Raw genomic sequence first — 22,523 nt, 5'->3', positions numbered from 1 at the left:
GTTGATTTAATGAGTCGATAGGGGGAGTCAGGTATGCTGTTCGCCTATCCAATAATGGAGTCGAGTGTTTATGAAAACGCTGTTGTTATGTTTGTCTTGTCTGTTAACCCCAATCTGGGCGTATGCTGCGAGTTATGTTGCCGGAGATGCGATTAATCCCATTTCACTTCTCGACCAAAATGATAAAACCATTAATGTGACTGATGAGACTCAAGTGCTGCTCTTTAGTCGCAGCATGAAAGGCGGTGATGTGATTAAGGATGCACTTACCCCCTTGAGCGCGACTCAAATGCCAGCGGGTTTAGTTTATGTTGCCGATATCAGTGGTATGCCTTCTTTGATCGCTAAATTTGTGGCTGTGCCACAGATGCAAGATTTACCTTTTGCGATTGGGTTAGATAGGGATGGTGAGATCAGTCGTTTATTACCTGATAACAAAGATATGGCCACTATGATATTGCTCAAGCAGCGTAACATTTTGGACATTGCCTATTTTGATTCCAGTGAAGCCTTGAACCAAGCCCTCGCAAAACTCAATCAGCCGCAGTAACGACTCGATTTAACGGACGTATTTTAAGGCATCCATTAGTCTTCTTTTCGCTGTGTGACTGTTACTTCAAGATAACTGTTTTTAGATGGATATTTTGGCTCCAGCCAGTCTATCCATCTCCCTTCCGATAACGTCGTAAAAAATTCACTTTTTATTCTGATAATGAACACAAATTTACCTTAGGGTTTGTGTGCATAATTATTTGTTTTATAGCGCCTTTTTTTGATGGTTCAGTTCCTTAAAGAGTTGGGGAATAAAAAGTTATTAATTCAGCATAAAAATTCGTTGCGTAAAGCGAAAAAATATCGTTTACTGCGCACGTTTTTACTACATCACACTTACTGTTATCTATCTGACCCAAAGGAGACTCTGGCCCAATGAGCCAATTTCAATCTATTGATGTTGCTGACTATTATGATATGGACACATTCAAGCGTATTGAAGCGTTTGCCAAAGACAAAGCAACCCCGTTCGTCGTGATCGATACCAGTATCATAGCGAAACAATACGATGACATGGTTAATAGTTTTCCTTACGCCAACGTTTATTATGCAGTTAAGGCAAACCCTGCGGCCGAGATCTTATCTTTACTAAAAGATAAAGGATCAAACTTTGATATAGCCTCGATTTATGAGCTAGATATGGTCATGAATGTCGGTGTGACAACCGATCGAGTCAGCTATGGTAATACGATTAAAAAGCGTCAAGATGTACGTGCATTTTATGAGCGTGGCGTGCGTATGTATGCATCTGACTCAGAAGCCGATTTGCGAATGATCGCTGAAGAAGCGCCGGGTTCACGTATTTATGTGCGCATTCTGACCGAAGGTACAGATACTGCTGATTGGCCGTTATCCCGTAAATTCGGCTGCCAAAACGAAATGGCCTATGAGCTATTAGTATTGGCGCAGGAATTAGGCTTAGAACCTTTCGGTATTTCTTTCCATGTGGGTTCTCAGCAACGTGACATAGGTGCTTGGGATTCCGCTATTGGTAAAGTGAAAAGTATTTTTGACCGACTGCGTGATGAGCACAATATCACCCTGAAGATGATCAATATGGGCGGCGGTTTCCCTGCTAACTATATTGATAAAACCAATCAATTGGGTGTGTATGCCGAGCAAATCACTCACTTCCTGAAGGAAGATTTTGGTGATGATTTACCACAAATTATTTTGGAACCAGGTCGTTCGTTGATCTCTAACGCGGGGATTTTAGTGTCTGAAGTGGTACTGATCAGCAAAAAATCTTACACAGCGTTAGAGCGTTGGGTGTTTACCGATGTGGGTAAATTCTCTGGCTTGATTGAAACGATGGACGAGGCGATTAAGTTCCCGATTTATACTGAGCGTCAAGGCGAGCTGGATAAATGCGTGATTGCCGGCCCAACCTGTGACAGTGCAGATATCATGTATGAGCACTATAGCTATGGCTTACCAAATGACTTAGCCATTGGCGATCGTATGTATTGGTTAACCGCAGGGGCTTATACGACGACGTATTCAGCAGTATGCTTTAACGGTTTCCCACCGCTGAAGGATTACTATCTGTAAGCGATTGTGATGACATTAATAAGGGCGCTTAGGCGCCCTTATTTGTCTTTAGAGTAATAGTAGGATTACTCGTGGGATTTGAGGATCTGATAAATTTCCTCTTTTAAGTGTAACTTTCTGCTTTTGAGTTCTTTCACAGTGGGATTGAAATCACTGGCGACACGTTTTTCCAGTTGTTTGATTTCCTCGTCTAACTGATTATGCTCATTAAACTTACGTTGAAAATGAGCATCTTGGGTTTTCAGGGTGGAAATTAATTCTCTGTACTCTGGAAACATCGGCATTCTCCTTGTCGTCATTTACTACACTTCAGGTTACGCCTTAACCCTAACCTTATACCAAGTCGTTAAACGTGACTTAGATCACCTTTAGCGGTCACTTAGATTAATACTAATGGATGATTTATTTTAATCTATTTTAAATCAGTACCTTAGGTATTTGTTGCCACAGACTCTGGCATGAGTTCAGGATCTAGTTCACACTTTGTTTGGTATAAATCAGACTGACATTCGAAATATGGGCAAATTTGCTATCTTGTGAGCAGATGCTGGTGTAGTTGGTAATTTCATTACGACTAAACAATTACTTCTTGCCGATAATTCTGTGATCAAGTTAACCTTCACCGCTTCGATACTAGGTTAAAGTCGATTTTATAAGAATTTAATTATCAAAAATGAAAGGGGTTTTCACAATGGCTGATGTATTTCATTTAGGTTTGACCAAAGCGATGCTCGATGGTGCAACCTTAGCAATCGTTCCTGGTGATCCAGAGCGTGTAAAACGTATTGCCGAACTAATGGACAATGCGACGTTTCTTGCTAGCCACCGCGAGTATACAAGCTATTTAGCGTATGCCGATGGCAAGCCAGTAGTAGTTTGTTCAACCGGTATCGGTGGTCCATCTACTTCTATTGCAGTAGAAGAACTTGCACAATTAGGTGTGAATACCTTCCTGCGTGTAGGGACTACAGGCGCAATCCAACCTCATGTTAATGTGGGTGATGTGATTGTGACTCAAGCTTCAGTACGTTTAGATGGCGCGAGCTTACATTTTGCACCTATGGAATATCCAGCGGTTGCAAACTTTGAATGTACCACTGCTATGGTTGCAGCGTGTCGCGATGCTGGTGTTGAGCCACACATTGGCGTAACAGCTTCTTCTGATACTTTCTACCCAGGCCAAGAGCGTTATGACACTGTCACAGGCCGTGTAACGCGTCGTTTCGCGGGTTCAATGAAAGAATGGCAAGATATGGGCGTACTGAACTATGAGATGGAGTCTTCCACTTTGTTCACTATGTGTGCCACTCAAGGTTGGCGTGCAGCCTGCGTTGCTGGTGTGATTGTAAACCGCACCCAACAAGAAATTCCTAATGAAGCCACAATGAAGAAAACTGAAGTGAGTGCGGTTTCTATCGTGGTTGCAGCGGCGAAAAAACTGTTAGCTTAATTTTTACTAAGCTAAGCGACACTCCCCTGCAAAGTGAGTGCTCAAAATAGAAAAGGTGCCAATGGCACCTTTTTTGTTGCTTTAAAACTATGCCGATACCGATTAGAAATGGTATTGAGCAATCACAGAGTAAGTGTCTTGATCGACGCCTTTCACCCCGTATTTATTGGTCCACAGATCATATTCGATACCCACCAATAATTTATTGGCTTGATGATCACCGAACAGGCTCTTACCGAGATCGTATTTTAGCTGTGGGTTGAAATGGAAGTTTTCCTCGTAGCCGTTATCGTCGGTGGCAAATACCCAGTCGATAAAGCCATCGAGTACTATGTTGGCAGATCCAACAGGGATATCGATACGAAATACAGGAGTGAACTGCCAGCCGTCACTATTGTTACCAGTGCTCATACCATCGCGGCGATAGGTATTAAAGTTAAGATAAGTGAAGTATGGTACTGCTACGTCAACCCCTAAACCGTAAAGTAGGCTGTGGACTGGGCCTTCACCTTCTTCATAGGTTAACGCTAAAGACAAGTCTGTTATTGGGCCAAAGGCGATTTTCTCGCCAAGAATTTTACTGGCACTAAAACGTGGCGAAATTTCACCATAGGTAGTGCTTTCCATGCCTGTATCGTTACCTTTGAAATAGATAAAATCTTGGAAGGCAAACCAATCACCGTATTTCCAGCCGCCAGCCGTTTCTAGGGTGATAGTGGCTTGTTTATCCGATGGCGCTAAATCGTAGTCTTCGCCATAGAGGGCTGTTGCACTGAAATCCCACCACTGTACTAAGTCACCCGCAAATGCTTGAGGAGAAAGCATTAGTGCTAGGCATAGGCATGTTTTTTTCATTGTTATTTCCTGTTGTATAGGTCGAAGTTAATTCGTGTCTTACTCAATCCGCTCTCTGACCTATGGCATGGTTTGATGGGTAAGTTCAAACCTAGCGCGAGTGTACGTCAAAGGACTTGCTCAAAAGTGGGGGCAATATATGCAAAAATTTACATTTATTCAAAGTTTTTATCGAATGTTGTTGTCAAAATCACATAATCATTAGTGAAGGATTTTATTTTTAGATAATTGATTTTTAATGTTTTTTATTGTTATTGCGCCGCTTGTGGATTGGGAGCTTGCTATCTTTTTGAATTGATTATGCTTAATTTTAAAACAACCTAACGGCTTTCGTGGGCGGATATGGGAGAATGAGGATTAAGTCATAGGTGATTGAGTGTGCGTTTTGACTGGGTAAATTTTGACATATTATGTCGATTATCCGAAACTCTGCTGTTATAGTGCAGTAAAGGACACTCTCATTTCAGGGGGAAATATGGAGTTTTCAAATCCGATTTTAGTGTGGGCTGTGGTGGGGCTAGTATTCATGCTCGCCGAAATAGTGGTTCCAGGTGGCATAATAGTGTTGCTGGGTGCGGCTTGTTTAGTCGTGGCAGGTGCGTTAGGCATAGGACTGGTCGAAGGTGTCGTGCAGAGCATGACCCTGTGGTTTATCTCTGCCATTGTGTTGTTATTGGCTTTCAGACAAGTCACTCAGAGGCTCGTTGGTGGTGATTCCCATGTGGATAACACGGATGAAGCAATCGAACTATACAATCAAATTGTTCGCGTAAAGCAGACCATAGGTCCTGGGCAAACACCTGGACGGGTGGAGTTTCAAGGTAGTGAATGGCCAGCGCTTGGCGATGGCAGCATTATTGAGGCGGGTACCGAAGTCAGAATTATTTGTCGTGAAAATATCGCTCTAGTCGTTGAGCCTATTTCAATAGAAGCTTCCAAAAACTAAAGGATGGAATCTATGTTTGTATTTACCTTAGTCATTTTATTTATCTTTTTTATTCTTTATAAGTTGATGTTAATTGTGCCGATGCGTGAAGTGCATGTCATTGAGCGTCTTGGCAAATTCCGCGCAGTATTAAGCCCTGGATTTCATTTTTTGATCCCTTTTTTCGATCGCGTCTCCTACCGTCACGATACCCGTGAGCAAGTATTAGATGTGCCGCCACAGAGTTGTATCTCCAAAGATAACACTCAACTTGAAGTGGACGGCTTGGTCTACCTAAAAGTGATGGATGGCAAATTGGCGAGTTATGGTATTGAAAACTACCGTAAAGCAGCGGTGAATTTAGCCCAGACCACTATGCGATCTGAAATTGGTAAGCTGAGTTTGAGTGAAACTTTCTCTGAGCGTGATAGCTTAAATGAATCAATAGTGCGTGAAATAGATAAGGCTTCCGAGCCATGGGGAATTAAAGTATTGCGCTATGAAATTCGTAATATCACGCCTTCACGCCATGTGATCCACACTCTTGAGAAGCAGATGGAAGCTGAACGCCGTAAACGTGCCGAAATTACCTTAGCGAATGCCGAAAAAGCCGCGATGATCAATATGTCTGAAGGTGAGCGCCAAGAGGCGATTAACCTGTCAGAAGGTCAAAAACAGAAACGGATTAATGAAGCCAAAGGTACAGGTCAGGAGATTGCTATCATAGCGAAAGCCAAATCCGAAGGTATGGCAATGATCTCGCAAGCATTAGCCGTCAATGGCGGCACAGATGCGATGAATATGTTATTGAAAGAACAGTTTATCGCTCAAGTTGGCAAGATCCTCAATGATGCACATGTCTCTGTTGTCCCCGCTGAAATGGCGAAACTCGGAGGTTTCTTCGAAGGCATGGAGCAAGTCACTCAGACTGTGAGTGGCCAAAATAATAGTGGCAAAGGAGCGCGATAATGAATCTTCCATTAGATACAGATTTGATTGTGATGGCAATTTGGGGACTAATATTTGCCATTTTTGTGATTAAACTATTTCAATCGATCCGCCTAGTACCCACTAAATCGGCTTTTATTGTTGAGCGTTTAGGTAAGTATCACAGTACGTTAGATGCGGGGTTTCATACTTTGATCCCCTTTGTGGATAAAGTGGCTTTTATTCATGATTTGAAAGAAGAAACCATTGACGTACCACCGCAGGAATGTTTCTCGAGCGACGAAGTAAACGTTGAAGTGGATGGGGTGATTTATATCTCTGTGACTGATCCAGTGAAGGCCAGCTATGGTATTACTGATTATCGTTATGCAGCAATTCAGTTGGCGCAAACGACGACGCGCTCTGTCATAGGGACACTTGATCTTGATCGTACGTTTGAAGAGCGTGATGTGATTTCAGCCAAGGTAGTGCAAGTCTTAGATCAAGCGGGTGCCCTGTGGGGAATACGCGTGCATCGTTATGAAATTAAAAATATTACACCACCTGAAACCGTTAAAAATGCCATGGAAATGCAAGTAAATGCCGAGCGTGAGCGCCGTGCATTATTGGCTAAGAGTGAAGGCGACAAACAGAGTAAAATTAACCGTTCTGAAGGGGTTAAAGCTGAAACGGTAAACCGTTCTGAAGGTGAGATGCAGCGCCGGATTAACGAAGCCGAAGGTAAGGCTGAGGAAATTTTAACCATTTCCCGCGCAACGGCAGAATCGATTGAACGTCTCGCCTCTGTTATTGCCGCGCCGGGTGGTCACAATGCCCTGCGGATGCAACTCGGTGAGCAATACTTTAAACAGCTCGATGGCTTAAGCCAGAAGAATAGTCGAGTCGTATTGCCGGGTAATATGGTGGATTTCGATTACTGGATGAATAGCATAGGCTTAACGGAAGAAAAACCGAGCTAAGGCTGTGGTTAAAATCTGAAACTAGCTAGATTATTAAGGTCAAATACTTAGGTGTTTGGCCTTATTTTTTGGCCGAAATTTGATTCTGTGTGATGGAGAGTGAGTGGGTTAGACAGCTTCTGTTGAATGAACCGCCAGAAGCTGCAGTTGGGCATAGATAAATTTTTCATTGAATGGAAGGCTAATAAGCTAGGCGTTCATGAATTTGGGAATGGGCGTGGGTTTCAATGAGCTTGGCAATTTGGTTTTGTTCTAATTGCTGAAGCGCAGAAATTTCGTCATAAATCTTGTCTTGAACATCCAGCGGCATGCGCACATGTTCCATAAACATCCTAATTCCCAGCATGTCGCCACTCTTGAACAGTTGGCTGAATTCGGTGGCTTCTATCTCGATTAATGCATTCATAATACTTCACCCTGAGGTTGGATTTGACACAGATACAGCGGTTTTGCTGTTAATTAAGAGATACGCCTAAGTTTGATCTAGGTCAATTAAACTGCATATTAATCTTTCTTAATAAAGAATTTTGTTGTTTACAAATAATGGGTTATAAATTTAGTAGATCAGCAAATTTGAAATGAGTTGTTGTTTAAAACTGACTTTTTATGGGCTGGCAGAATCAATAAGTGAGTCATGTGATACGGACAAAAAAATAGCGACGAGCGATAAAACGCTGGCCGCTATTTATTCTTAATAGTCTATCAGGAGTAGGCTAAAGCCTTATTTAGGAATCGCCAGAATCTGGCAACCATTAATCCCCGCTTTTTGCAGTGTATGACGTTTACGCTCTGCATCACGTTTACGCTCGAAGGGTCCTAAAGCAACCTTGTACCATACGCCAGTCGTACCTTCGACTTGTCTCACTTGCGCCTCTAAACCTTGGAAAGCGATGACGGCTTTCATCTCGTTCGCCTGTGATTCTTGGCGGAAAGAAGCACACTGCAACTGATATTGCATCGGTGTTCTGCTCGCAACAATATCGGGAATATCGACCTCAACATGCTTATTTTCAAGCTCGTTGAGATAGGTCCATTCTTCCTTTGGTTGTGGTGGCAGAGCATTAGGATCCTTCTTTGGCGGAACAATAAGCTCAGCAGTTTCAGTTGTCTCTACTGGGATAATGACCGCTTGGCGTTCAGGTTCTTTGACCTTAGGAGTAAGCACTGCTGTTTCTTGAGGCTTAACTTGTACTTCCGTTTTCTTGGCTGGAGCGGGTATCGGCTTCACTTCTTGCTTAGCATTATCTTTAATGCTTGACAGGAAATAGACGAAACAACCCACAGCGAGTATGACAAAGCCTATCAAGGTCAGCGGCAGCTTCTTACGCGGCGCCGATTTAGATTGTGAAGGCTTTGCTCGAGTTGGGCGAGTCGCGCGGATTGGGCGCGGTTTAGCGCCCGACTGCGGCCTTCTATTGGCATAATCGCGATTACTCATGGCTTACATCCGCTCTAAGGTTTCAATACCGAGTAGATTTAGGCCTTTTTGTAACGTACGAGCCGTCAGTTGCGCGAGTAATAAACGGCTGTTCTTTTGCGCGTCATTATCGGCGGCAAGCACTGGACAAGCTTCGTAAAAGCTAGAGAAAGCACCCGCTAATTCATATAAATAAGCACACAGTACGTGCGGCTGACCTTTATCGACAACACGATTGAGGATCTCACCGAACTGTGCCAACTTATTACCCAGATCTTTCTCTTTTTCATGCTCAAGCACGATTTTCGCTTGGCTGAGATCCAGATCGGTTACTCGCTTGAATATGCCCGCAACACGGGTGTAAGCGTACAGCAGGTAAGGTGCGGTATTGCCTTCGAAGCTGAGCATTTGTTCAAAGCTGAAAATGTAATCGCTGGTGCGGTTTTTCGACAAGTCAGCATATTTAACGGCGCTGATCCCAACGACGCGGGCAATTTCAGTCAGCGTGGCCTCATCCATATCAGGATTTTTGCTACGAACGAGTTCTAGCGCGCGCACATTGGCTTCTTCTAACAGGTCAACTAACTTAACGACACCGCCGCTACGGGTTTTGAATGGACGGCCATCTTCGCCGTTCATAGTGCCAAAACCTAAGTGTTCTAACGACATATCTTCACGGACAAACTTAGCCAGTTTCGCTAGGCTAAAGACTTGTTGGAAATGCAGTGCCTGACGTAGGTCAACAAAATACAGGACGCGATCGGCCTTTAACACGTTCGAGCGGTAGCGCATTGCCGCAAGATCTGAGGTGGCATACAAATAGCCGCCATCGGCTTTTTGGATGATAACAGGCAATGGCTCACCTTCTTTGTTGCGGAAGGCTTCTTGGAATACGACTTTAGCGCCGTTACTTTCGGTTAATAAACCTTGGGCATCTAAATCTTTAACCACTTGCTCGAGATCGGCGTTATAAGCACTTTCACCGTGTACATCGGCGCGGGTCAGGCTCACACCTAAACGGGCGTAGACTTCATGGCAGTGGCTTAACGAAATATCGTTAAATTCGCGCCACAGTTTGTTGCAATACTCGTCGCCAGATTGCAGTTCAACCACTAACTGACGAGCGCGGGTGGCGAATTCTGCTGATTCGTCGAAACGCAGTTTAGCGGCACGATAAAAGTTTTCTAAATCAGACAGTTCAAGTTGAGCTTCTTCACCATTTTTGGCGCGCAGCTCTTCCATATAGGCCAGCAACATACCAAATTGTGTGCCCCAGTCGCCCACATGGTTTTGACGAATAACCTTGTGGCCTAAAAATTCTAACGCACGCACAACACTGTCACCAATGATGGTTGAACGTAGATGGCCTACATGCATTTCTTTGGCGAGGTTGGGTGAAGAGTAATCGACAACAACGGTTTGTGGTGTCGGTAACTTAATGCCTAAATGCTCATCGTTGACGGCATTTTGCAGTTGATCTGCTAAGGCGCTGTCGTTGATGAAAAAGTTGATAAAGCCTGGGCCTGCAATTTCAACCTTAGCCACAAAAGCCGAAGCCGGTAAGGTATCTATGATCAGTTGGGCTAATTCGCGTGGATTCTTGCCTGCGACCTTGGTCAGCATCATGGCTAAGTTGGTTGCCAAGTCGCCATGACTCTTATCCTTGGTTCGATCTACCTGAATGCGTGCTTCAAAGTCAGCAGGCACAATACCTTGTTGTTTAAAGGATTCTAGAGTTTGTTCAAGTAATGATTGGATATGTGATTTCATGGGTTCTAATCGGCACTAACTTTAAGAGTGAATACAGGGAATAACCGCATATTTTAGCCGTTTGTGGTTAACAATTGCTATCTTCCCGATGATTTTTTATCAAATGATTGTCAAATACTCGACTCAGAGGAGATCCTGTGGATCTCTGTCTAAGCTCCATCGGCAGCGTTTAGCTTCGATAAGTTGTTCTACAAGCGGATGAATACGTTCAAACTCTTGTTGTAAGCGATTGCGGTTTTTAGCTTGGAATAAGAGTTGGCGGCGGAACTTGCCGGCTTTTTTATCTAAGGGCGCTGGCATAGGACCAATCACCTCAAATTCTTTATCTTGGGGCAAAAGCGCGGCAAAGGCGTTGAGAAAGTTATCGGCATCACTGGCTAAATGTGCTTCGGCGCGCACCAACACCATGTGCCATGCTGGCGGCAGCAGTGCTTGTTGACGTTCTTTGAGCTGGCTGCGAGCAAACTCGCCATAACCGCGGTGCAGCAAATCCCGCAAAATGGGATTGTCGCTCTGGTGAGTTTGCAATAATACCGTGCCGGGTTTACTGGCGCGCCCTGCGCGACCTGCAACTTGGGTATAGAGTTGTCCAAAACGTTCGGGCGCGCGGAAGTCGGCGCTAAATAAAGCGCCATCGACATCGAGTAACCCAACAAGCGTCACATCAGGGAAGTGGTGGCCCTTAGCTAGCATTTGCGTGCCGACGAGGATTTTATATTCCCCCTTATGAATCGCATTTAAGTGGGTTTCTAATGAACCTTTAAGGCGGGTCGTATCACGGTCGATGCGCACTACTGGATGTTTAGGAAACTCTTGTTGCAGCGCTTCGGCGAGCTGTTCTGTGCCTATGCCTTGGCCCATCAACATAGTACTGCCACATTTGTGACACTGCTTGGGGATAGCGTATTGATTGCCACAATGGTGACAGCAAATTTCGCCAAGGGATTGATGTACTGTGAAAAACGCGTCGCAGCGGTCGCATTCGTGTAAGTGCCCACACTCGTGGCAAAGCAGGGCTGGTGCGAAGCCGCGGCGATTGAGAAACAACAAGACTTGGTTGCCTGCGTCTAAATGCAAGCGGATTTCGTTCAGTAACGGCACTGACATACCGGCTTTCAGCGGCATATTTTTAATGTCGATAATGCCTTGGCGCACTTTTTTAGCCGCACCTGCGCGTTCACCCAATTGTAAATGATGGTAACGGCCGCTTAAGGCATTTTGTAGACTTTCGAGTGAGGGTGTCGCTGTGCCCAAAATCACCGGAATCGCTTCTAAATGGCCACGCATGACTGCCAAGTCGCGGGCATGATAACCAACGCCTTCCTGTTGTTTGAAACTATTGTCGTGTTCTTCATCGAGTATGATGATGCCGGGATACGCCATAGGTGTGAACAATGCTGAGCGGGTGCCGATAATGATTGCAGCCTGACCACAGCGGGCTTGACGCCATGCTTCGAGTCTCTGATTGTCGGTTAACCCTGAATGCAAAATGGCAACATTGACTTTGAAACGGCGCTTAAAGCGATTGATTGTCTGGGGGGTTAAGCCGATTTCAGGCACTAAAATTAACGCTTGTTTGCCTTGCTTGAGGATTTCTTCGAGTACAGCAAGATAGACTTCCGTTTTACCCGAACCGGTAATGCCTTCTAATAAAGTACAGTGATATCCTTGTTGCAGATTTAAAGTGGCAACGGCGACGGCTTGTTCTTTATTAAGTTTATGTGGCGTTTCGTCCATTTCGAGTGTGGTGCGCCAGTCGAGGTTAAGCTCTGCAATTTTTTCATGGCGTGCCACCCAACCTTTATCTTCTAGGGCTTTAAGCGCCGCTTTACTGATGTCTAAGCTGATAACCTCTTCTTGGGTTAAGCTGGCGGTTTTGAGTAACTCGAGTAGTTTTTTCTGTGCGGGTGCGCGTTTAACCGCTTCGGGCGCAATATTTTGGCCTATTTCAGTTAATTGCCAGAATTGGATTTTTTGTGGCGCGGCATCGAGCCCTTTACGCAGGGCCACAGGTAATGCTTGGGTTAGCATCTGCCCTTGGCTGCAAAAATAGTATCTCGCAGCCCAAAGAGTTAATTTATAAAGTGATTCAGGCAGTAAAGGTTTATCGTCGATAAACTCGAGCACAGACTTAATTTGCTTTGGGGCTAAGCTGCAAGACTCAGTGATACCAGTGACTAACCCGATCAATTGTTGACGACCGAAGGGAACTTTAACGCGCACACCTATTTGCGGTGTACTAGGATAGGATTCGGGTACGCGGTAGCTAAAGGTTTGCCGCATAGGCACAGGTAACGCAACTTCGACAAACAATGACATATGCAGGCAAGTCTTAGACAAGAATGTGGTTTAGTGTACTCAGCGCGGCTGGCTAGGGCTAGCCCTAATGATGGTTTACCAAGGATAGTTGAGAGTAAATAAATGGCTAATATAGTGAAATCATTAGGTCTACTTGCTTTGGTGTGCAGCGCACCTAGCATGGCACAAGTCTCCCATGTGAGCATTAATAGCCGGATGTTTGAATTAGGCGCTTACCCTAAACTCAGGGTGAATGTGATCGCAGACAATCAAGATATGTCGCGCTTAGAGTTTGTCGTGCAGCAAGCTAGCGGCGAAGAAAGGTTAATGGTTGAGGAGATTAATCGCTTTTTAGTTTTACTCACTGGCGTTGAAGATGTGAAGGATAGCAGCGCTAAACTCTTAGTGAGAGAGTATCGCCTTGATCGATGGTATGACGTCAAAAGTATTAATTTATTCGGTGCGGCTAAACCGGCCTCTGCCGCGTTAACGACAAAAGCGGTTTCGGACACTAAAAATACCATCACAGCGGGCGCCCCCAAAAGTACGGATAAAGTGGGCATTAAGCCTGTAAAAGTGGTGGCAGAATCAAAGCCACTTGAAGAGGTAACGCCCGCAGTGACTGTTGTTACTGCTGCAAATACCCAATCCAAAGTACCAATGGTAGAAGTGGTGACTGGCTTTAGATTTCCTGAAGCCGCGAATAAACAGAATACGTCGGCTACTGAGATAAACGCCTTCGCTAAAACCTCTGAGACGATTGCTGTTAAAAAAGGGGCTGTTGAAAACGCTGCAACTGAAACTGTGGTTCCAGAAATAGTGAAAACGGCAAATAATGAGCAAAAACAGAATATTGCTGAAACGGCCTCACAGACGCCCGAACATTGCCAGTTAACGTATCTTGCTGGCGAGACGTTGTGGCGTATCGCTAATCGATATGCCAAGGATTGGGATGTGAGTGTATATGGCGCTATGTTGGCGATTTACGAGGCAAATCCAGTGGCTTTCTCGAAGAATAGAATCAATGCACTCAAGAGCAATGCGGTGCTATCTTGTCCTTCGAAAATGATTTTGGATCAGCATTCTGATGCTAAAGAGGCGCGGGCGGTATTTGAGGCTAAAGAAGCGGGAAAATAAGCCGCTTAACTAAAGTCAAAATAGACACAGATTAACCAGCAAACGCTCAGATAATCTACTTGTATCCCTTGTAGGTATGCTGTACCATTCTGCGCCCTAAACATATTGTTATTAACATGCATGTGGTGTCCGACTACGGGTTGGAAGAGCGACATGGCCTTACACTTTTGAGGTAACCCCAATGAAACCAGGTATCCACCCAACATACGCTATCATCACTGCAAACTGTACTTGTGGTAACGTTATCAAAGTAAACTCTACTGCTGGTAAAGATCTGCATTTAGACGTATGTGGTGCTTGTCACCCATTCTACACTGGTACACAAAAAGTTGTTGATACCGGCGGTCGTATCGACAAATTCAACAAGCGCTTCGCAGTGCTTGCAAAGAAATAATTGCGATTGCATTGTTTCTAGAAAAGGCGCCTATGGCGCCTTTTTGCTTTTTGTTATTCGTCAATTTTCTTTATTCCGCTTATTCTACATATCTAGCTGGTACGACTTCACTCAATAAATCGTCAACTTATTCAGTATTGAGAGTTCAAGTGTATAATTCGACTTATTTATAGCAATTAACTATAAGATAAATATGCTAGTTGCCATATATTGTAATTTAACCAACATTTTTGAGATTAAGTCGCTACAACTAGCGCAGTAACTACAAAATATATGTTTGTTTCCTACAAAACATATTAAGAAATGCAGCTTTATTATAGGAGATAAGTTTATAAAACTAAGCTTAGAGGGTCTATTTGGCGGCTAAAGTGAAATTTATGAATCTCTTATTTATAAATTCCCCTTATTGGCGTATCTTACCCCGACCAGCCAGACTATTAACATCACCCTTTGGTGATACTAGATGTGTGTTGGTAGGTCTTACTCTCATAAATTATAAATGTCGCATTTCAGGATTTTAAAATGTCAGATATTCGTCAACAAGCACTCGATTATCATGAATTTCCCATACCAGGCAAAACCGCAGTTTGCCTTACCAAACCCGCCGAAACGAGTCACGATCTCGCCCTAGCTTATAGCCCTGGTGTGGCTGAGCCAGTACGCGAAATCGCTGCAGATCCTGACAATGCGTATCGTTATACCAATAAAGGTAATACGGTTGCCGTGATTACCAATGGTACGGCTATCTTAGGTTTAGGGAATTTGGGCCCTTTGGCTTCTAAACCTGTAATGGAAGGTAAAGCATTATTGTTCAAGCATTTTGCGAATATCGATTCGACAGATATTGAGATTACGCATAATACGCCTGAGGAATTTATCAATACTGTTGCTGCGATTGCTGACACCTTTGGTGGTATCAATCTTGAAGATATTAAAGCGCCCGAATGCTTTGTTATCGAACGTGAATTGATTGCTCGTTGTAAAGTGCCAGTATTCCATGACGATCAACACGGCACCGCAATCGTGACTGCGGCGGGTATGATCAATGCGCTGGAAATTCAAGGCAAGTTGATAAGCGACGCGACTTTTGTGTGTATGGGCGCGGGGGCTGCTGCCATCGCTTGTATGACTATGCTGGTAAAATGCGGTGCGAATCGCGCCAACATTTACATGCTAGACACTAAAGGTGTTATTCATTCTGGCCGTACAGATCTTAATGAATATAAAGCACTATTTGCGAATGATACTGATAAACGCACGCTTCTTGATGTTATTAAAGGCGCAGACGTATTTTTAGGTCTATCAGGTCCTGACGTCATTGGTGCAGAAGAAGTCGCGCTGATGGCCGATAAGCCAGTGATTTTTGCGTGTTCTAACCCAGATCCTGAAATCAAACCTGCACTTGCTCATGCAACGCGTAGTGATTTGATCATGGGTACGGGTCGTAGCGACTATCCAAACCAAGTGAATAACGTATTGTGTTTCCCATTTATTTTCCGTGGTGCATTGGATGTGCGTGCGTCTTGCATTAATGATGAGATGAAAATTGCGGCAGTTCATGCAATTGCATCACTGGCAAAAGAGCCTGTACCCGCGAGTGTATTGAAGGCTTACCCTAATGTGACGTCGTTGAGTTTTGGCCCAGAATACGTGCTGCCAAAACCTATGGACCCACGTTTATTGCCAAATGTCGCCCGTGCTGTTGCACAAGCGGCTATCGACTCTGGTGTGGCTGCAATCACCACTTTACCTAAATACGCCGACTAGGCTAAAAGTGGTAAAAACATCGAAAAGAGGCTAATTAGCCTCTTTTTTGTTTTTAAGTGGACATTAAAGTCACAGCGTCTTGGTTGCCTTTTAGGTTATGCTACTGAATAATCAACGGACAACTTTTGTTGAAATTCTGTTAAAATCGCACAAATAATTATAATAATCCTGCAGGATAGCGGATAGATGAAATTCACCCGAATGTTAACTACAAAATTAACCAGCTTTTGGTTAATGTCATTAGCCGCTATCGCCTTCGTATTTTTGCTGAGCGCTATGATGAGTTTCGTGCAGCTGACCTATAAATTTCAGCAGCAAAAAGTCGCTGAACTCGAAACTATGTTAGTGGATCAGTACCAACACCAACCTGATTGGGAGCTAGAGGCCTGGCTACCGCCTATGCTGCTTGCTTACAATGCCGTTAATTTTCGGTTGACCTTGAAAGATGAAGTGTTATTTGCCTATGAAGGCAACCTTTCTACGCAAAATGCGATGGTGTATGACCATGTGCTAGAGCCGACATCTGGCTTGCGTATGCAGTTAACCTTGACTCAGCCCTTCGAGCATTACACTTTCAGTTGGTATGAAATTCTGATTTTGTTGGTCGGTATCTTAGCCGTGGCTGCCTTAGTGCGTTTTGGTTATTTATGGTTTTCACAGCAGCTCGATGGCATTGAAGAATTAGCCTTACGCAGTCGATTGATTCTGCAAGGTAAGTATGAGCAAGCACTCGCCACCCCCGGAAATGGTAAACCAAGGCTGATTAACCGTGCTTTGACTAAGTTGTTAGAAGAGTTACAAGACGCACAAAAGGAGCGGGGGCGTTTCGACAAGTTCATCCGTTCTAATACCTTTCTTGATGCGGAAACGCGCATTGGTAACCGACTCTTTTTGAATAATCGTCTCGACGCCCTTAGTCATAATCAGGCTATGCTTGCCCACGGGGTGATCTATTTATTAGAAATGGATGATCTGGATTTATTGCAGCAATCCCAAGGTGAAGCAGTGACGAAAGAGCTATTAAACTCGACTGTTAATGCGATAAGTCAATTGCTGCAAACTCAAGCTAATAGTATTTTTGCCCGTCGCTCCCATAATCAATTTGCCATAGTCGTGCCGCAAATCTCCTTAATTGAAGCGGATCAATTTGCCAGCAAATTACTCAAGATATGTCTAAGCCAGCCTTTGCCTGATGTTGAGAATCGCGATAACTTTTTCCACCTCGGATGCGCTTATTTTACCGCAGGCGATAATGCGGCTCAGTTAATTGAAGAAGCCGATATGGCTTTGAGGGCGGCACAATTACAGGGGAATAGTAATTGGTTTATGTATGACAAAGGCGCGATTGATGAAGAATTTGCCAAAGGCTCAGTGCGTTGGCGAAGCTTTTTAGAAAACGCATTAGTGCAAAGGCGATTTTTCCCCTTTAGCCAGCCGATAATTGATTCAGATGGTAATGAGCACCATAAAGAGATATTTACGCGGGCTCGGGATAATCAGGGGGCGTTAATCCGTGCCACACTGTTTATTCCTATGGCGAATAAATGTGGCTTAATGCCACAGGTCGAACGGCAAATTATTGAGCGGGTATTGTTATTATTGTCGAATGAATTAGCAGACGGCATATCGAATGCTCAAACAGTTAAGAAATCAGCGCCGCAGATATACAGTATTAATCTGAGTTTGGATTCGCTAATGAGCCGAGCCTTCACTCAATGGCTAAAAACGACGCTATTAGAATATCGCCATCTAACCACGCGACTGATTTTCGAAGTGTCTGAAGATATCGTTATTCAACATCAAGAAAAGTTGCAGCCTAAATTAGATATGATCCGTAAAATGGGCGCGAGATTATGTGTCGATCATGTGGGTCAGCAGGTTGTCGGTACTTATTACATTCGCGAATGCCATTTTGATTTAATTAAGTTACACAGATCTATCGTGCGTCATATTCATTTACGACCAGAAAACCAATTATTTATCCGCAGTTTGATTGGAGGTTTATATCGAACGGAAGTACAAGTCTGCGCCGAAGGGGTAGAAGTCTTTGAAGAGTGGCAGACACTGCAAATCCTCGGTGTTGGCGCAGCGCAAGGAATGTATTTCAGTGAACCCATAGAGGCTAAGTAAGGGAAGTTCAGTGTTTGGGTGATTAATGTCGTCTTAGAGACAAATAGATCCTATTATTCACGTATTTATCTATAAAATACGAGCATTTGCGGCTAAACTAGCCAGTGCCAAAAATATGACGTTTGCGGTTTTTATTCTGTATCGAGCAGGTCATAGGTCAAGGAGCACTGGAGAGTGGAGTGACAGGAAGTTTGTGCGAAAGAGACTACTCAAGCTTTTAAATTCAGTTGGTTATAGGCATCTTTATGGAAAAAAGTCTTATAGGTCGATTAGCCTTTTGGCAGAAGAGAACAGAACCGACTAGCCTTGGTGTCTATGTCTGCGCCGATAAATTATGGGTTTACGCACCTGCCCAAAAAGAAAATGCTGAGCAGTGGTTACCCTTTGAGCTGAAAGATGAGCACTGGTCATTGGCGTTTGCTGCTGTGGCTAAATCCTTTCCCAATGCACAGTTACAGCTGATTTTGGCTTCCGGCCTTTATCAATTACTGCTGACCGATAAACCGAATGTCGATACTGTCGAGTTATCCCAAGCTTTGCTGTGGTCAATTAAAGACATGGTCACGCTACCTGTACCGCAAATCCATTTGGATTACTTTGAGTCACCCATTCCGAGTAATAAAATCAATGTTGTGGTGGTGGATAAAGCTAAGCTAGTGAGTATGGTGCAGGCCATTCATGAACAAGATTTACAACTTTTCGGTATTAGTATCGAAGAGTTAGCCGTGACTAACTTATTTAATGATGACAACCAAGCGCGTCTGGTGGTAAGCCATAATCCCGGTCAAGAATTGCTACTGACTGTGGTTAAGCAAGGTCAGCTGTATATGCAGCGTCGCGTACGCGGATTTACTCAATTGGATAAGACTCAAGCGGATGAGTTAAGTTATGGCATGGCAGACAATTTAAGCTTAGAAATTCAGCGCTCTATGGATTATTTTGAAAGTCAATTGAGACAGGCTCCGGTATCTTCTATCGAACTCCTCGCCGATGGTGCCGTGGATACTTTAGCTAAGTTAGTCTCGGCAAACTTCAATCAAGCTGTGAATGTCATTGATAAAAGCTGTGTTGGCGCGCGAATGGCGGGATTAGCCTTTGCTGAATTTTATCGAGGTACAGAGTGATTAAATACCGAGTCAATCTTTACACTCCTTCATTATTGCCCCCGAAGCAAAGATTAACCTTTGCGCGTTTAAGTGCTTACGCCTTGGTTTTTGCGATCTTATTTGCTGTTTTAGGTGGTTATAGCTACTGGCAAGTCAGTGAGTTACAACAGGCCCAGCAGTTGGCTGCCCAACAAAAGCAGCAATTCGATACCCAAAAACAGGCATTAGAAGCACAAATTGCTGCGCGTAAACCCGATGCCGATCTTGTTGCGCGAGTCGATTTAGCGGCACAACAGTTAGAGCTGAAGCAATTACTCATGGGAGAATTGAGTCTTAGGACTTCTTTAACTAGCCGTGGTTTTGCGCCAGTTCTTAAAGATTTAGCCGTCGTGTCGGATGCGAGTGTTTGGCTTAGTCATATCGTCATTAATGAGCAAGATTTTATGTTCGAAGGTTTTGCCGACCATCCTCAAAGCATTCCGCAGTGGATTGGCAAACTCAAAACTACGCAGACTTTAAAGGGGCAAGCTTTCTCGTCGATGAGCATGGATCGCGGTGAAGATAAACCTTTGGCCTTTACCTTGAAAAGCGATAACAAGGAGGAAGCCGCGCAATGATGCAAAAGTTAGCCCAATTAGGACAACAGTTTGATGCGCTAAGTCGCCGTGAGCGAGTGTTGATCTCAGTCGCCATTCTGGCCGTGGTCGGCATGCTGAGTTATTTACCCTTAGAGTCCCTGTGGAAAACCCATGTGGCTGTTTCACAACAGCTAAAAGCCTTAGATCAGGAAAACGCGATTTCGGCTCAGCAGATTGACTTGTATCAGCAACGTTTAGCGTTAGATCCCAATCAAGATTACCAACAGCGTTTAGTGTTGTTGCAGCAACAAAATCAAGCCCTAGATGCCCAGCTCGATGAGCAGATGGTGGATATGGTGCCGGCAGACTATATGCCGCAGTTGCTGGGTAATTTACTAGGACAAGTGCAAGGGATTAAATTAATTAAGTTTATGTCGATAGCGCCCATCCCTTTATTACCTGTGGGTGAAGAGAAAAAACTCAATCTATATAGCCATGGTATTCGCTTGAGTCTTGAGGGCGATTATTTTTCTGTGTTGCGCTTTGTTGAAGCCGTTGAGGCCATGCCAGATAAACTTTATTGGAAGCGTCTCGACTATAAAGTTGCAGAATATCCAAAAGCGACCATTGAGATTGAACTTTATACCTTGAGTATTAATAAGGACTTTATCAGTGTTTCTAAATAAGTCTTATATTATCAGTGTGTTGTTATTGGTTAGTAGCCCTATGGTGTCTGCTGAATCGCTGCGCGACCCGACTTTGCCCGGTAAAGGCTTTGCTGTGCAGGGTCATGCGAGTCAAACGCAGGATCAGGCGCTTGTACTTAACAGCATAGTAAGCTCAGGAAACACGGCTTATGCTGTGATAAATAACAAGATATTGTCTGTTGGCGACAGCGTTCAGGGGCTGAGTATCGTTAAAATTACCCCCACTTATGTATCGCTGTCCGATGGACGGAAATTGACATTGTTTCAAGCAATAACAGAGAGATAGGGAATACACCTCAGATGAAAGCGATTAAATACTTTACACCTCTGCTCTCACTTTGCCTTGTGGCGTGTCAGACCACAAATAGGCCACAGCCGGAGGCGAGTAAGGCGGAATTAGCGGCCTCAATGGCGACGGCATCAACTACGCCACCGCCTGCGACTATGCCGGATGCGGTTCAGCGAGAATTGAATTCGGGCGCTTTACTGTCAGGCTTAACCCCTGCGCTGGAAACTGAGCGTCGTTTCGATGTCTCTGCCCATGATGTGGATGCTAAAGTATTTTTTCCAAGCTTAGTCCAAGGTACGCCGCTGAGTGTTGCCGTACATCCTGACGTGCAAGGTACGATTTCGCTATCCCTTAAAGGTGTAACCTTAAGCGAAGCGATTCAAGTGGTTGAAGATATCTACGGTTACGAAGTGAGCCGTGAAGGGCGTATTCTAAGAGTCTTCCCTGCTGGAATGCGTACTGAGACTTTCCCGCTGAATTATCTTTATATGGAGCGCGACGGCTTATCTGTGACGTCAGTGAGTTCAGGACGGATTTCGGATAGCAATAATTCCAATAGTAATTCGAACAATAACAATTCAAACAATAGCGGCTCGAATAATAACAATAATTCGAACAGCAGTAATGGCAATAACTCGAGCAGTAATGGCGGTAGCGATAGTAGCAACGGAACATTTATTCGCTCGCGCACTAAGACTGATTTTTGGGGCGAGCTGAAAGAAACGCTGACAGCGATTATTGGTGACACAGGAAATGGGCGGCAAGTGGTGGTTACGCCGCAGGCGGGTTTAGTGACCATTCGTGCTTTTCCTAGTGAATTACGCCAAGTGCGTACTTTCTTAAATTCCGCAGAAAGTCATTTGCAACGCCAAGTGATTTTAGAAGCGAAGATCCTCGAAGTCACATTATCCGATGGTTATCAGCAAGGTATCCAATGGGATAATGTGCTGGGACATGTTGGCAATACGAATGTGAATTTTGGAACATCAGCGGGCCCTGGTTTAAACGATAAAATCACCTCGGCGATTGGTGGTGTGACCTCGCTGAGTATTAAAGGTTCTGACTTTACGACCATGATCAATCTGTTAGATACCCAAGGCGATGTGGATGTATTGTCTAGCCCAAGGGTGACTGCATCGAATAACCAAAAAGCGGTGATCAAAGTCGGTACTGATGAGTACTTTGTCACCGACGTTTCATCGACCACAGTTGCGGGTACAACGCCTGTGACCACTCCACAAGTAGAGCTTACGCCATTTTTCTCGGGCATTGCCTTAGACGTTACGCCGCAAATTGATAGTGACGGCAATGTGTTATTGCACGTGCATCCATCCGTTATCGATGTGAAAGAGCAGACTAAAGACATCAAAGTGAGTGACGCTTCGTTGGAGCTACCTTTAGCGCAGAGTGAAATTCGTGAGTCTGATACTGTCATCCGCGCCGCCTCCGGTGACGTAGTCATCATCGGTGGCTTGATGAAGAGTGAAAACATTGAAGTGGTATCGCAAGTGCCTTTGTTGGGTGATATTCCTTTCCTCGGTGAATTGTTTAAAAACCGTAGTAAGCAGAAGAAGAAAACTGAGCTTATTATTCTGTTAAAACCTACGGTAGTGGGCGTTGATACCTGGAAAACTGAGCTACAACGTTCTAAGACCTTATTAGATCGTTGGTATCCGGAGACAAAGTAAGC

The 22,523-nt window shown here is 44.3% G+C and carries 21 protein-coding genes; 15 read left to right on the top strand and 6 right to left on the bottom strand.

The window, feature by feature from the left end; translation table 11 throughout:
* Positions 1-70: 70 nt before the first annotated feature.
* Entirely contained in the window at positions 71-550 is a 480-nt protein-coding gene (locus tag KO531_RS06590) for a hypothetical protein (RefSeq protein WP_219250687.1), read from the top strand.
* A gap of 377 nt (positions 551-927) precedes the next feature.
* Positions 928-2,103, top strand: coding sequence for a type III PLP-dependent enzyme (locus KO531_RS06585; protein WP_105251256.1), 1,176 nt, complete (start codon positions 928-930; stop codon positions 2,101-2,103).
* Positions 2,104-2,168: 65 nt separating this feature from the next.
* On the opposite strand, the gene KO531_RS06580 is transcribed toward KO531_RS06585, so the two are convergent.
* Positions 2,169-2,381: a YdcH family protein gene (locus KO531_RS06580; RefSeq protein WP_006083288.1), complete on the bottom strand. Its 213-nt coding sequence runs from the start codon at positions 2,379-2,381 to the stop codon at positions 2,169-2,171.
* A 413-nt stretch (positions 2,382-2,794) separates the two neighbouring features.
* Between KO531_RS06580 and udp the strand changes: the two genes are divergently transcribed.
* On the top strand, positions 2,795-3,553 hold the full coding sequence (gene udp / locus KO531_RS06575; protein WP_105251257.1) for a uridine phosphorylase: 759 nt from the start codon (positions 2,795-2,797) through the stop codon (positions 3,551-3,553).
* A gap of 102 nt (positions 3,554-3,655) precedes the next feature.
* Here the strand turns inward: udp and KO531_RS06570 are convergent, their stop codons facing one another.
* Entirely contained in the window at positions 3,656-4,408 is a 753-nt protein-coding gene (locus KO531_RS06570; protein ID WP_028759442.1) for an outer membrane protein OmpK, read from the bottom strand.
* 475 nt (positions 4,409-4,883) lie between these two features.
* Between KO531_RS06570 and KO531_RS06565 the strand changes: the two genes are divergently transcribed.
* The 3 genes from KO531_RS06565 to KO531_RS06555 are packed head-to-tail and all read left to right on the top strand — an operon-like array spanning position 4,884 to position 7,240.
* Positions 4,884-5,354 carry an NfeD family protein gene (locus KO531_RS06565; RefSeq protein ID WP_219250686.1) on the top strand — a complete coding sequence of 157 codons (471 nt, stop codon included), beginning with the start codon at positions 4,884-4,886 and terminating at the stop codon, positions 5,352-5,354.
* Between the two features lie 12 nt (positions 5,355-5,366).
* Positions 5,367-6,302, top strand: coding sequence for a slipin family protein (locus KO531_RS06560; RefSeq protein WP_219250685.1), 936 nt, complete (start codon positions 5,367-5,369; stop codon positions 6,300-6,302).
* Positions 6,302-7,240 carry a stomatin-like protein gene (locus tag KO531_RS06555; protein ID WP_219250684.1) on the top strand — a complete coding sequence of 313 codons (939 nt, stop codon included), beginning with the start codon at positions 6,302-6,304 and terminating at the stop codon, positions 7,238-7,240. Before KO531_RS06560 ends, KO531_RS06555 begins: the two co-directional genes overlap by 1 nt.
* 181 nt (positions 7,241-7,421) lie before the next feature.
* On the opposite strand, the gene KO531_RS06550 is transcribed toward KO531_RS06555, so the two are convergent.
* From KO531_RS06550 to priA, 4 genes are all read right to left on the bottom strand, one after another.
* The gene (locus KO531_RS06550; protein WP_006083282.1) at positions 7,422-7,646 is read right to left on the bottom strand and encodes a hypothetical protein; all 225 of its coding nucleotides are present in this window, start codon (positions 7,644-7,646) and stop codon (positions 7,422-7,424) included.
* 315 nt (positions 7,647-7,961) lie between these two features.
* On the bottom strand, positions 7,962-8,678 hold the full coding sequence (locus KO531_RS06545; protein ID WP_219250683.1) for an SPOR domain-containing protein: 717 nt from the start codon (positions 8,676-8,678) through the stop codon (positions 7,962-7,964).
* A 3-nt stretch (positions 8,679-8,681) separates the two neighbouring features.
* On the bottom strand, positions 8,682-10,427 hold the full coding sequence (gene argS / locus KO531_RS06540) for an arginine--tRNA ligase (RefSeq protein ID WP_105251263.1): 1,746 nt from the start codon (positions 10,425-10,427) through the stop codon (positions 8,682-8,684).
* Between the two features lie 123 nt (positions 10,428-10,550).
* A complete protein-coding gene (gene priA / locus KO531_RS06535) occupies positions 10,551-12,746 on the bottom strand; it encodes a primosomal protein N' (protein WP_219250682.1) in 2,196 nt (731 codons plus the stop codon).
* Between the two features lie 102 nt (positions 12,747-12,848).
* On the opposite strand from priA, the gene KO531_RS06530 reads away from it, so the two are divergent.
* From KO531_RS06530 to mshL, 9 genes are all read left to right on the top strand, one after another.
* Positions 12,849-13,862, top strand: a complete 1,014-nt coding sequence (locus tag KO531_RS06530; protein WP_219250681.1) for a FimV/HubP family polar landmark protein — start codon at positions 12,849-12,851, stop codon at positions 13,860-13,862.
* Between the two features lie 181 nt (positions 13,863-14,043).
* Positions 14,044-14,256, top strand: a complete 213-nt coding sequence (gene rpmE / locus KO531_RS06525; RefSeq protein WP_063883331.1) for a 50S ribosomal protein L31 — start codon at positions 14,044-14,046, stop codon at positions 14,254-14,256.
* A 522-nt stretch (positions 14,257-14,778) separates the two neighbouring features.
* Positions 14,779-16,023, top strand: a complete 1,245-nt coding sequence (locus tag KO531_RS06520) for a malic enzyme-like NAD(P)-binding protein (protein WP_219250680.1) — start codon at positions 14,779-14,781, stop codon at positions 16,021-16,023.
* A 186-nt stretch (positions 16,024-16,209) separates the two neighbouring features.
* A complete protein-coding gene (csrD, locus tag KO531_RS06515) occupies positions 16,210-18,153 on the top strand; it encodes an RNase E specificity factor CsrD (protein WP_219250679.1) in 1,944 nt (647 codons plus the stop codon).
* Between the two features lie 245 nt (positions 18,154-18,398).
* A complete protein-coding gene (locus KO531_RS06510) occupies positions 18,399-19,277 on the top strand; it encodes an MSHA biogenesis protein MshI (RefSeq protein WP_105251268.1) in 879 nt (292 codons plus the stop codon).
* Positions 19,274-19,876, top strand: coding sequence for a fimbrial assembly protein (locus KO531_RS06505; RefSeq protein ID WP_105251269.1), 603 nt, complete (start codon positions 19,274-19,276; stop codon positions 19,874-19,876). The genes KO531_RS06510 and KO531_RS06505 overlap by 4 nt, the downstream gene beginning before the upstream one ends.
* The gene (locus tag KO531_RS06500) at positions 19,873-20,523 is read left to right on the top strand and encodes an MSHA biogenesis protein MshJ (protein WP_219250678.1); all 651 of its coding nucleotides are present in this window, start codon (positions 19,873-19,875) and stop codon (positions 20,521-20,523) included. The genes KO531_RS06505 and KO531_RS06500 overlap by 4 nt, the downstream gene beginning before the upstream one ends.
* Entirely contained in the window at positions 20,510-20,830 is a 321-nt protein-coding gene (locus KO531_RS06495; protein WP_105251271.1) for an MSHA biogenesis protein MshK, read from the top strand. The genes KO531_RS06500 and KO531_RS06495 overlap by 14 nt, the downstream gene beginning before the upstream one ends.
* A gap of 14 nt (positions 20,831-20,844) precedes the next feature.
* Positions 20,845-22,521, top strand: a complete 1,677-nt coding sequence (gene mshL / locus KO531_RS06490; protein WP_219250677.1) for a pilus (MSHA type) biogenesis protein MshL — start codon at positions 20,845-20,847, stop codon at positions 22,519-22,521.
* Positions 22,522-22,523: the final 2 nt, after the last annotated feature.

Origin of the sequence: Shewanella sp. NKUCC06_TVS (assembly GCF_019345515.1) — a bacterium.
In the GTDB taxonomy this organism is placed as follows: Bacteria; Pseudomonadota; Gammaproteobacteria; order Enterobacterales; family Shewanellaceae; genus Shewanella; species Shewanella oncorhynchi.
The sequence above is the reverse complement of the archived record's forward strand: the minus strand, read 5'-3'. Positions and strand labels throughout refer to the sequence as shown.

Excerpts from the sequence above, each read along its gene's own strand:
- KO531_RS06560 (WP_219250685.1), top strand. The coding sequence starts at position 5,367 with ATGTTTGTATTTACCTTAGTCATTTTATTTATCTTTTTTATTCTTTAT.
- KO531_RS06565 (WP_219250686.1), top strand. The coding sequence starts at position 4,884 with ATGGAGTTTTCAAATCCGATTTTAGTGTGGGCTGTGGTGGGGCTAGTA.
- KO531_RS06555 (WP_219250684.1), top strand. The coding sequence starts at position 6,302 with ATGAATCTTCCATTAGATACAGATTTGATTGTGATGGCAATTTGGGGA.
- KO531_RS06590 (WP_219250687.1), top strand. The coding sequence starts at position 71 with ATGAAAACGCTGTTGTTATGTTTGTCTTGTCTGTTAACCCCAATCTGG.
- KO531_RS06550 (WP_006083282.1), bottom strand. The coding sequence starts at position 7,646 with ATGAATGCATTAATCGAGATAGAAGCCACCGAATTCAGCCAACTGTTC.
- KO531_RS06585 (WP_105251256.1), top strand. The coding sequence starts at position 928 with ATGAGCCAATTTCAATCTATTGATGTTGCTGACTATTATGATATGGAC.
- KO531_RS06570 (WP_028759442.1), bottom strand. The coding sequence starts at position 4,408 with ATGAAAAAAACATGCCTATGCCTAGCACTAATGCTTTCTCCTCAAGCA.
- KO531_RS06580 (WP_006083288.1), bottom strand. The coding sequence starts at position 2,381 with ATGTTTCCAGAGTACAGAGAATTAATTTCCACCCTGAAAACCCAAGAT.
- argS (WP_105251263.1), bottom strand. The coding sequence starts at position 10,427 with ATGAAATCACATATCCAATCATTACTTGAACAAACTCTAGAATCCTTT.
- KO531_RS06510 (WP_105251268.1), top strand. The coding sequence starts at position 18,399 with ATGGAAAAAAGTCTTATAGGTCGATTAGCCTTTTGGCAGAAGAGAACA.
- KO531_RS06520 (WP_219250680.1), top strand. The coding sequence starts at position 14,779 with ATGTCAGATATTCGTCAACAAGCACTCGATTATCATGAATTTCCCATA.
- KO531_RS06530 (WP_219250681.1), top strand. The coding sequence starts at position 12,849 with ATGGCTAATATAGTGAAATCATTAGGTCTACTTGCTTTGGTGTGCAGC.
- udp (WP_105251257.1), top strand. The coding sequence starts at position 2,795 with ATGGCTGATGTATTTCATTTAGGTTTGACCAAAGCGATGCTCGATGGT.
- rpmE (WP_063883331.1), top strand. The coding sequence starts at position 14,044 with ATGAAACCAGGTATCCACCCAACATACGCTATCATCACTGCAAACTGT.
- KO531_RS06500 (WP_219250678.1), top strand. The coding sequence starts at position 19,873 with ATGATGCAAAAGTTAGCCCAATTAGGACAACAGTTTGATGCGCTAAGT.
- KO531_RS06545 (WP_219250683.1), bottom strand. The coding sequence starts at position 8,678 with ATGAGTAATCGCGATTATGCCAATAGAAGGCCGCAGTCGGGCGCTAAA.
- priA (WP_219250682.1), bottom strand. The coding sequence starts at position 12,746 with ATGTCATTGTTTGTCGAAGTTGCGTTACCTGTGCCTATGCGGCAAACC.
- mshL (WP_219250677.1), top strand. The coding sequence starts at position 20,845 with ATGAAAGCGATTAAATACTTTACACCTCTGCTCTCACTTTGCCTTGTG.
- csrD (WP_219250679.1), top strand. The coding sequence starts at position 16,210 with ATGAAATTCACCCGAATGTTAACTACAAAATTAACCAGCTTTTGGTTA.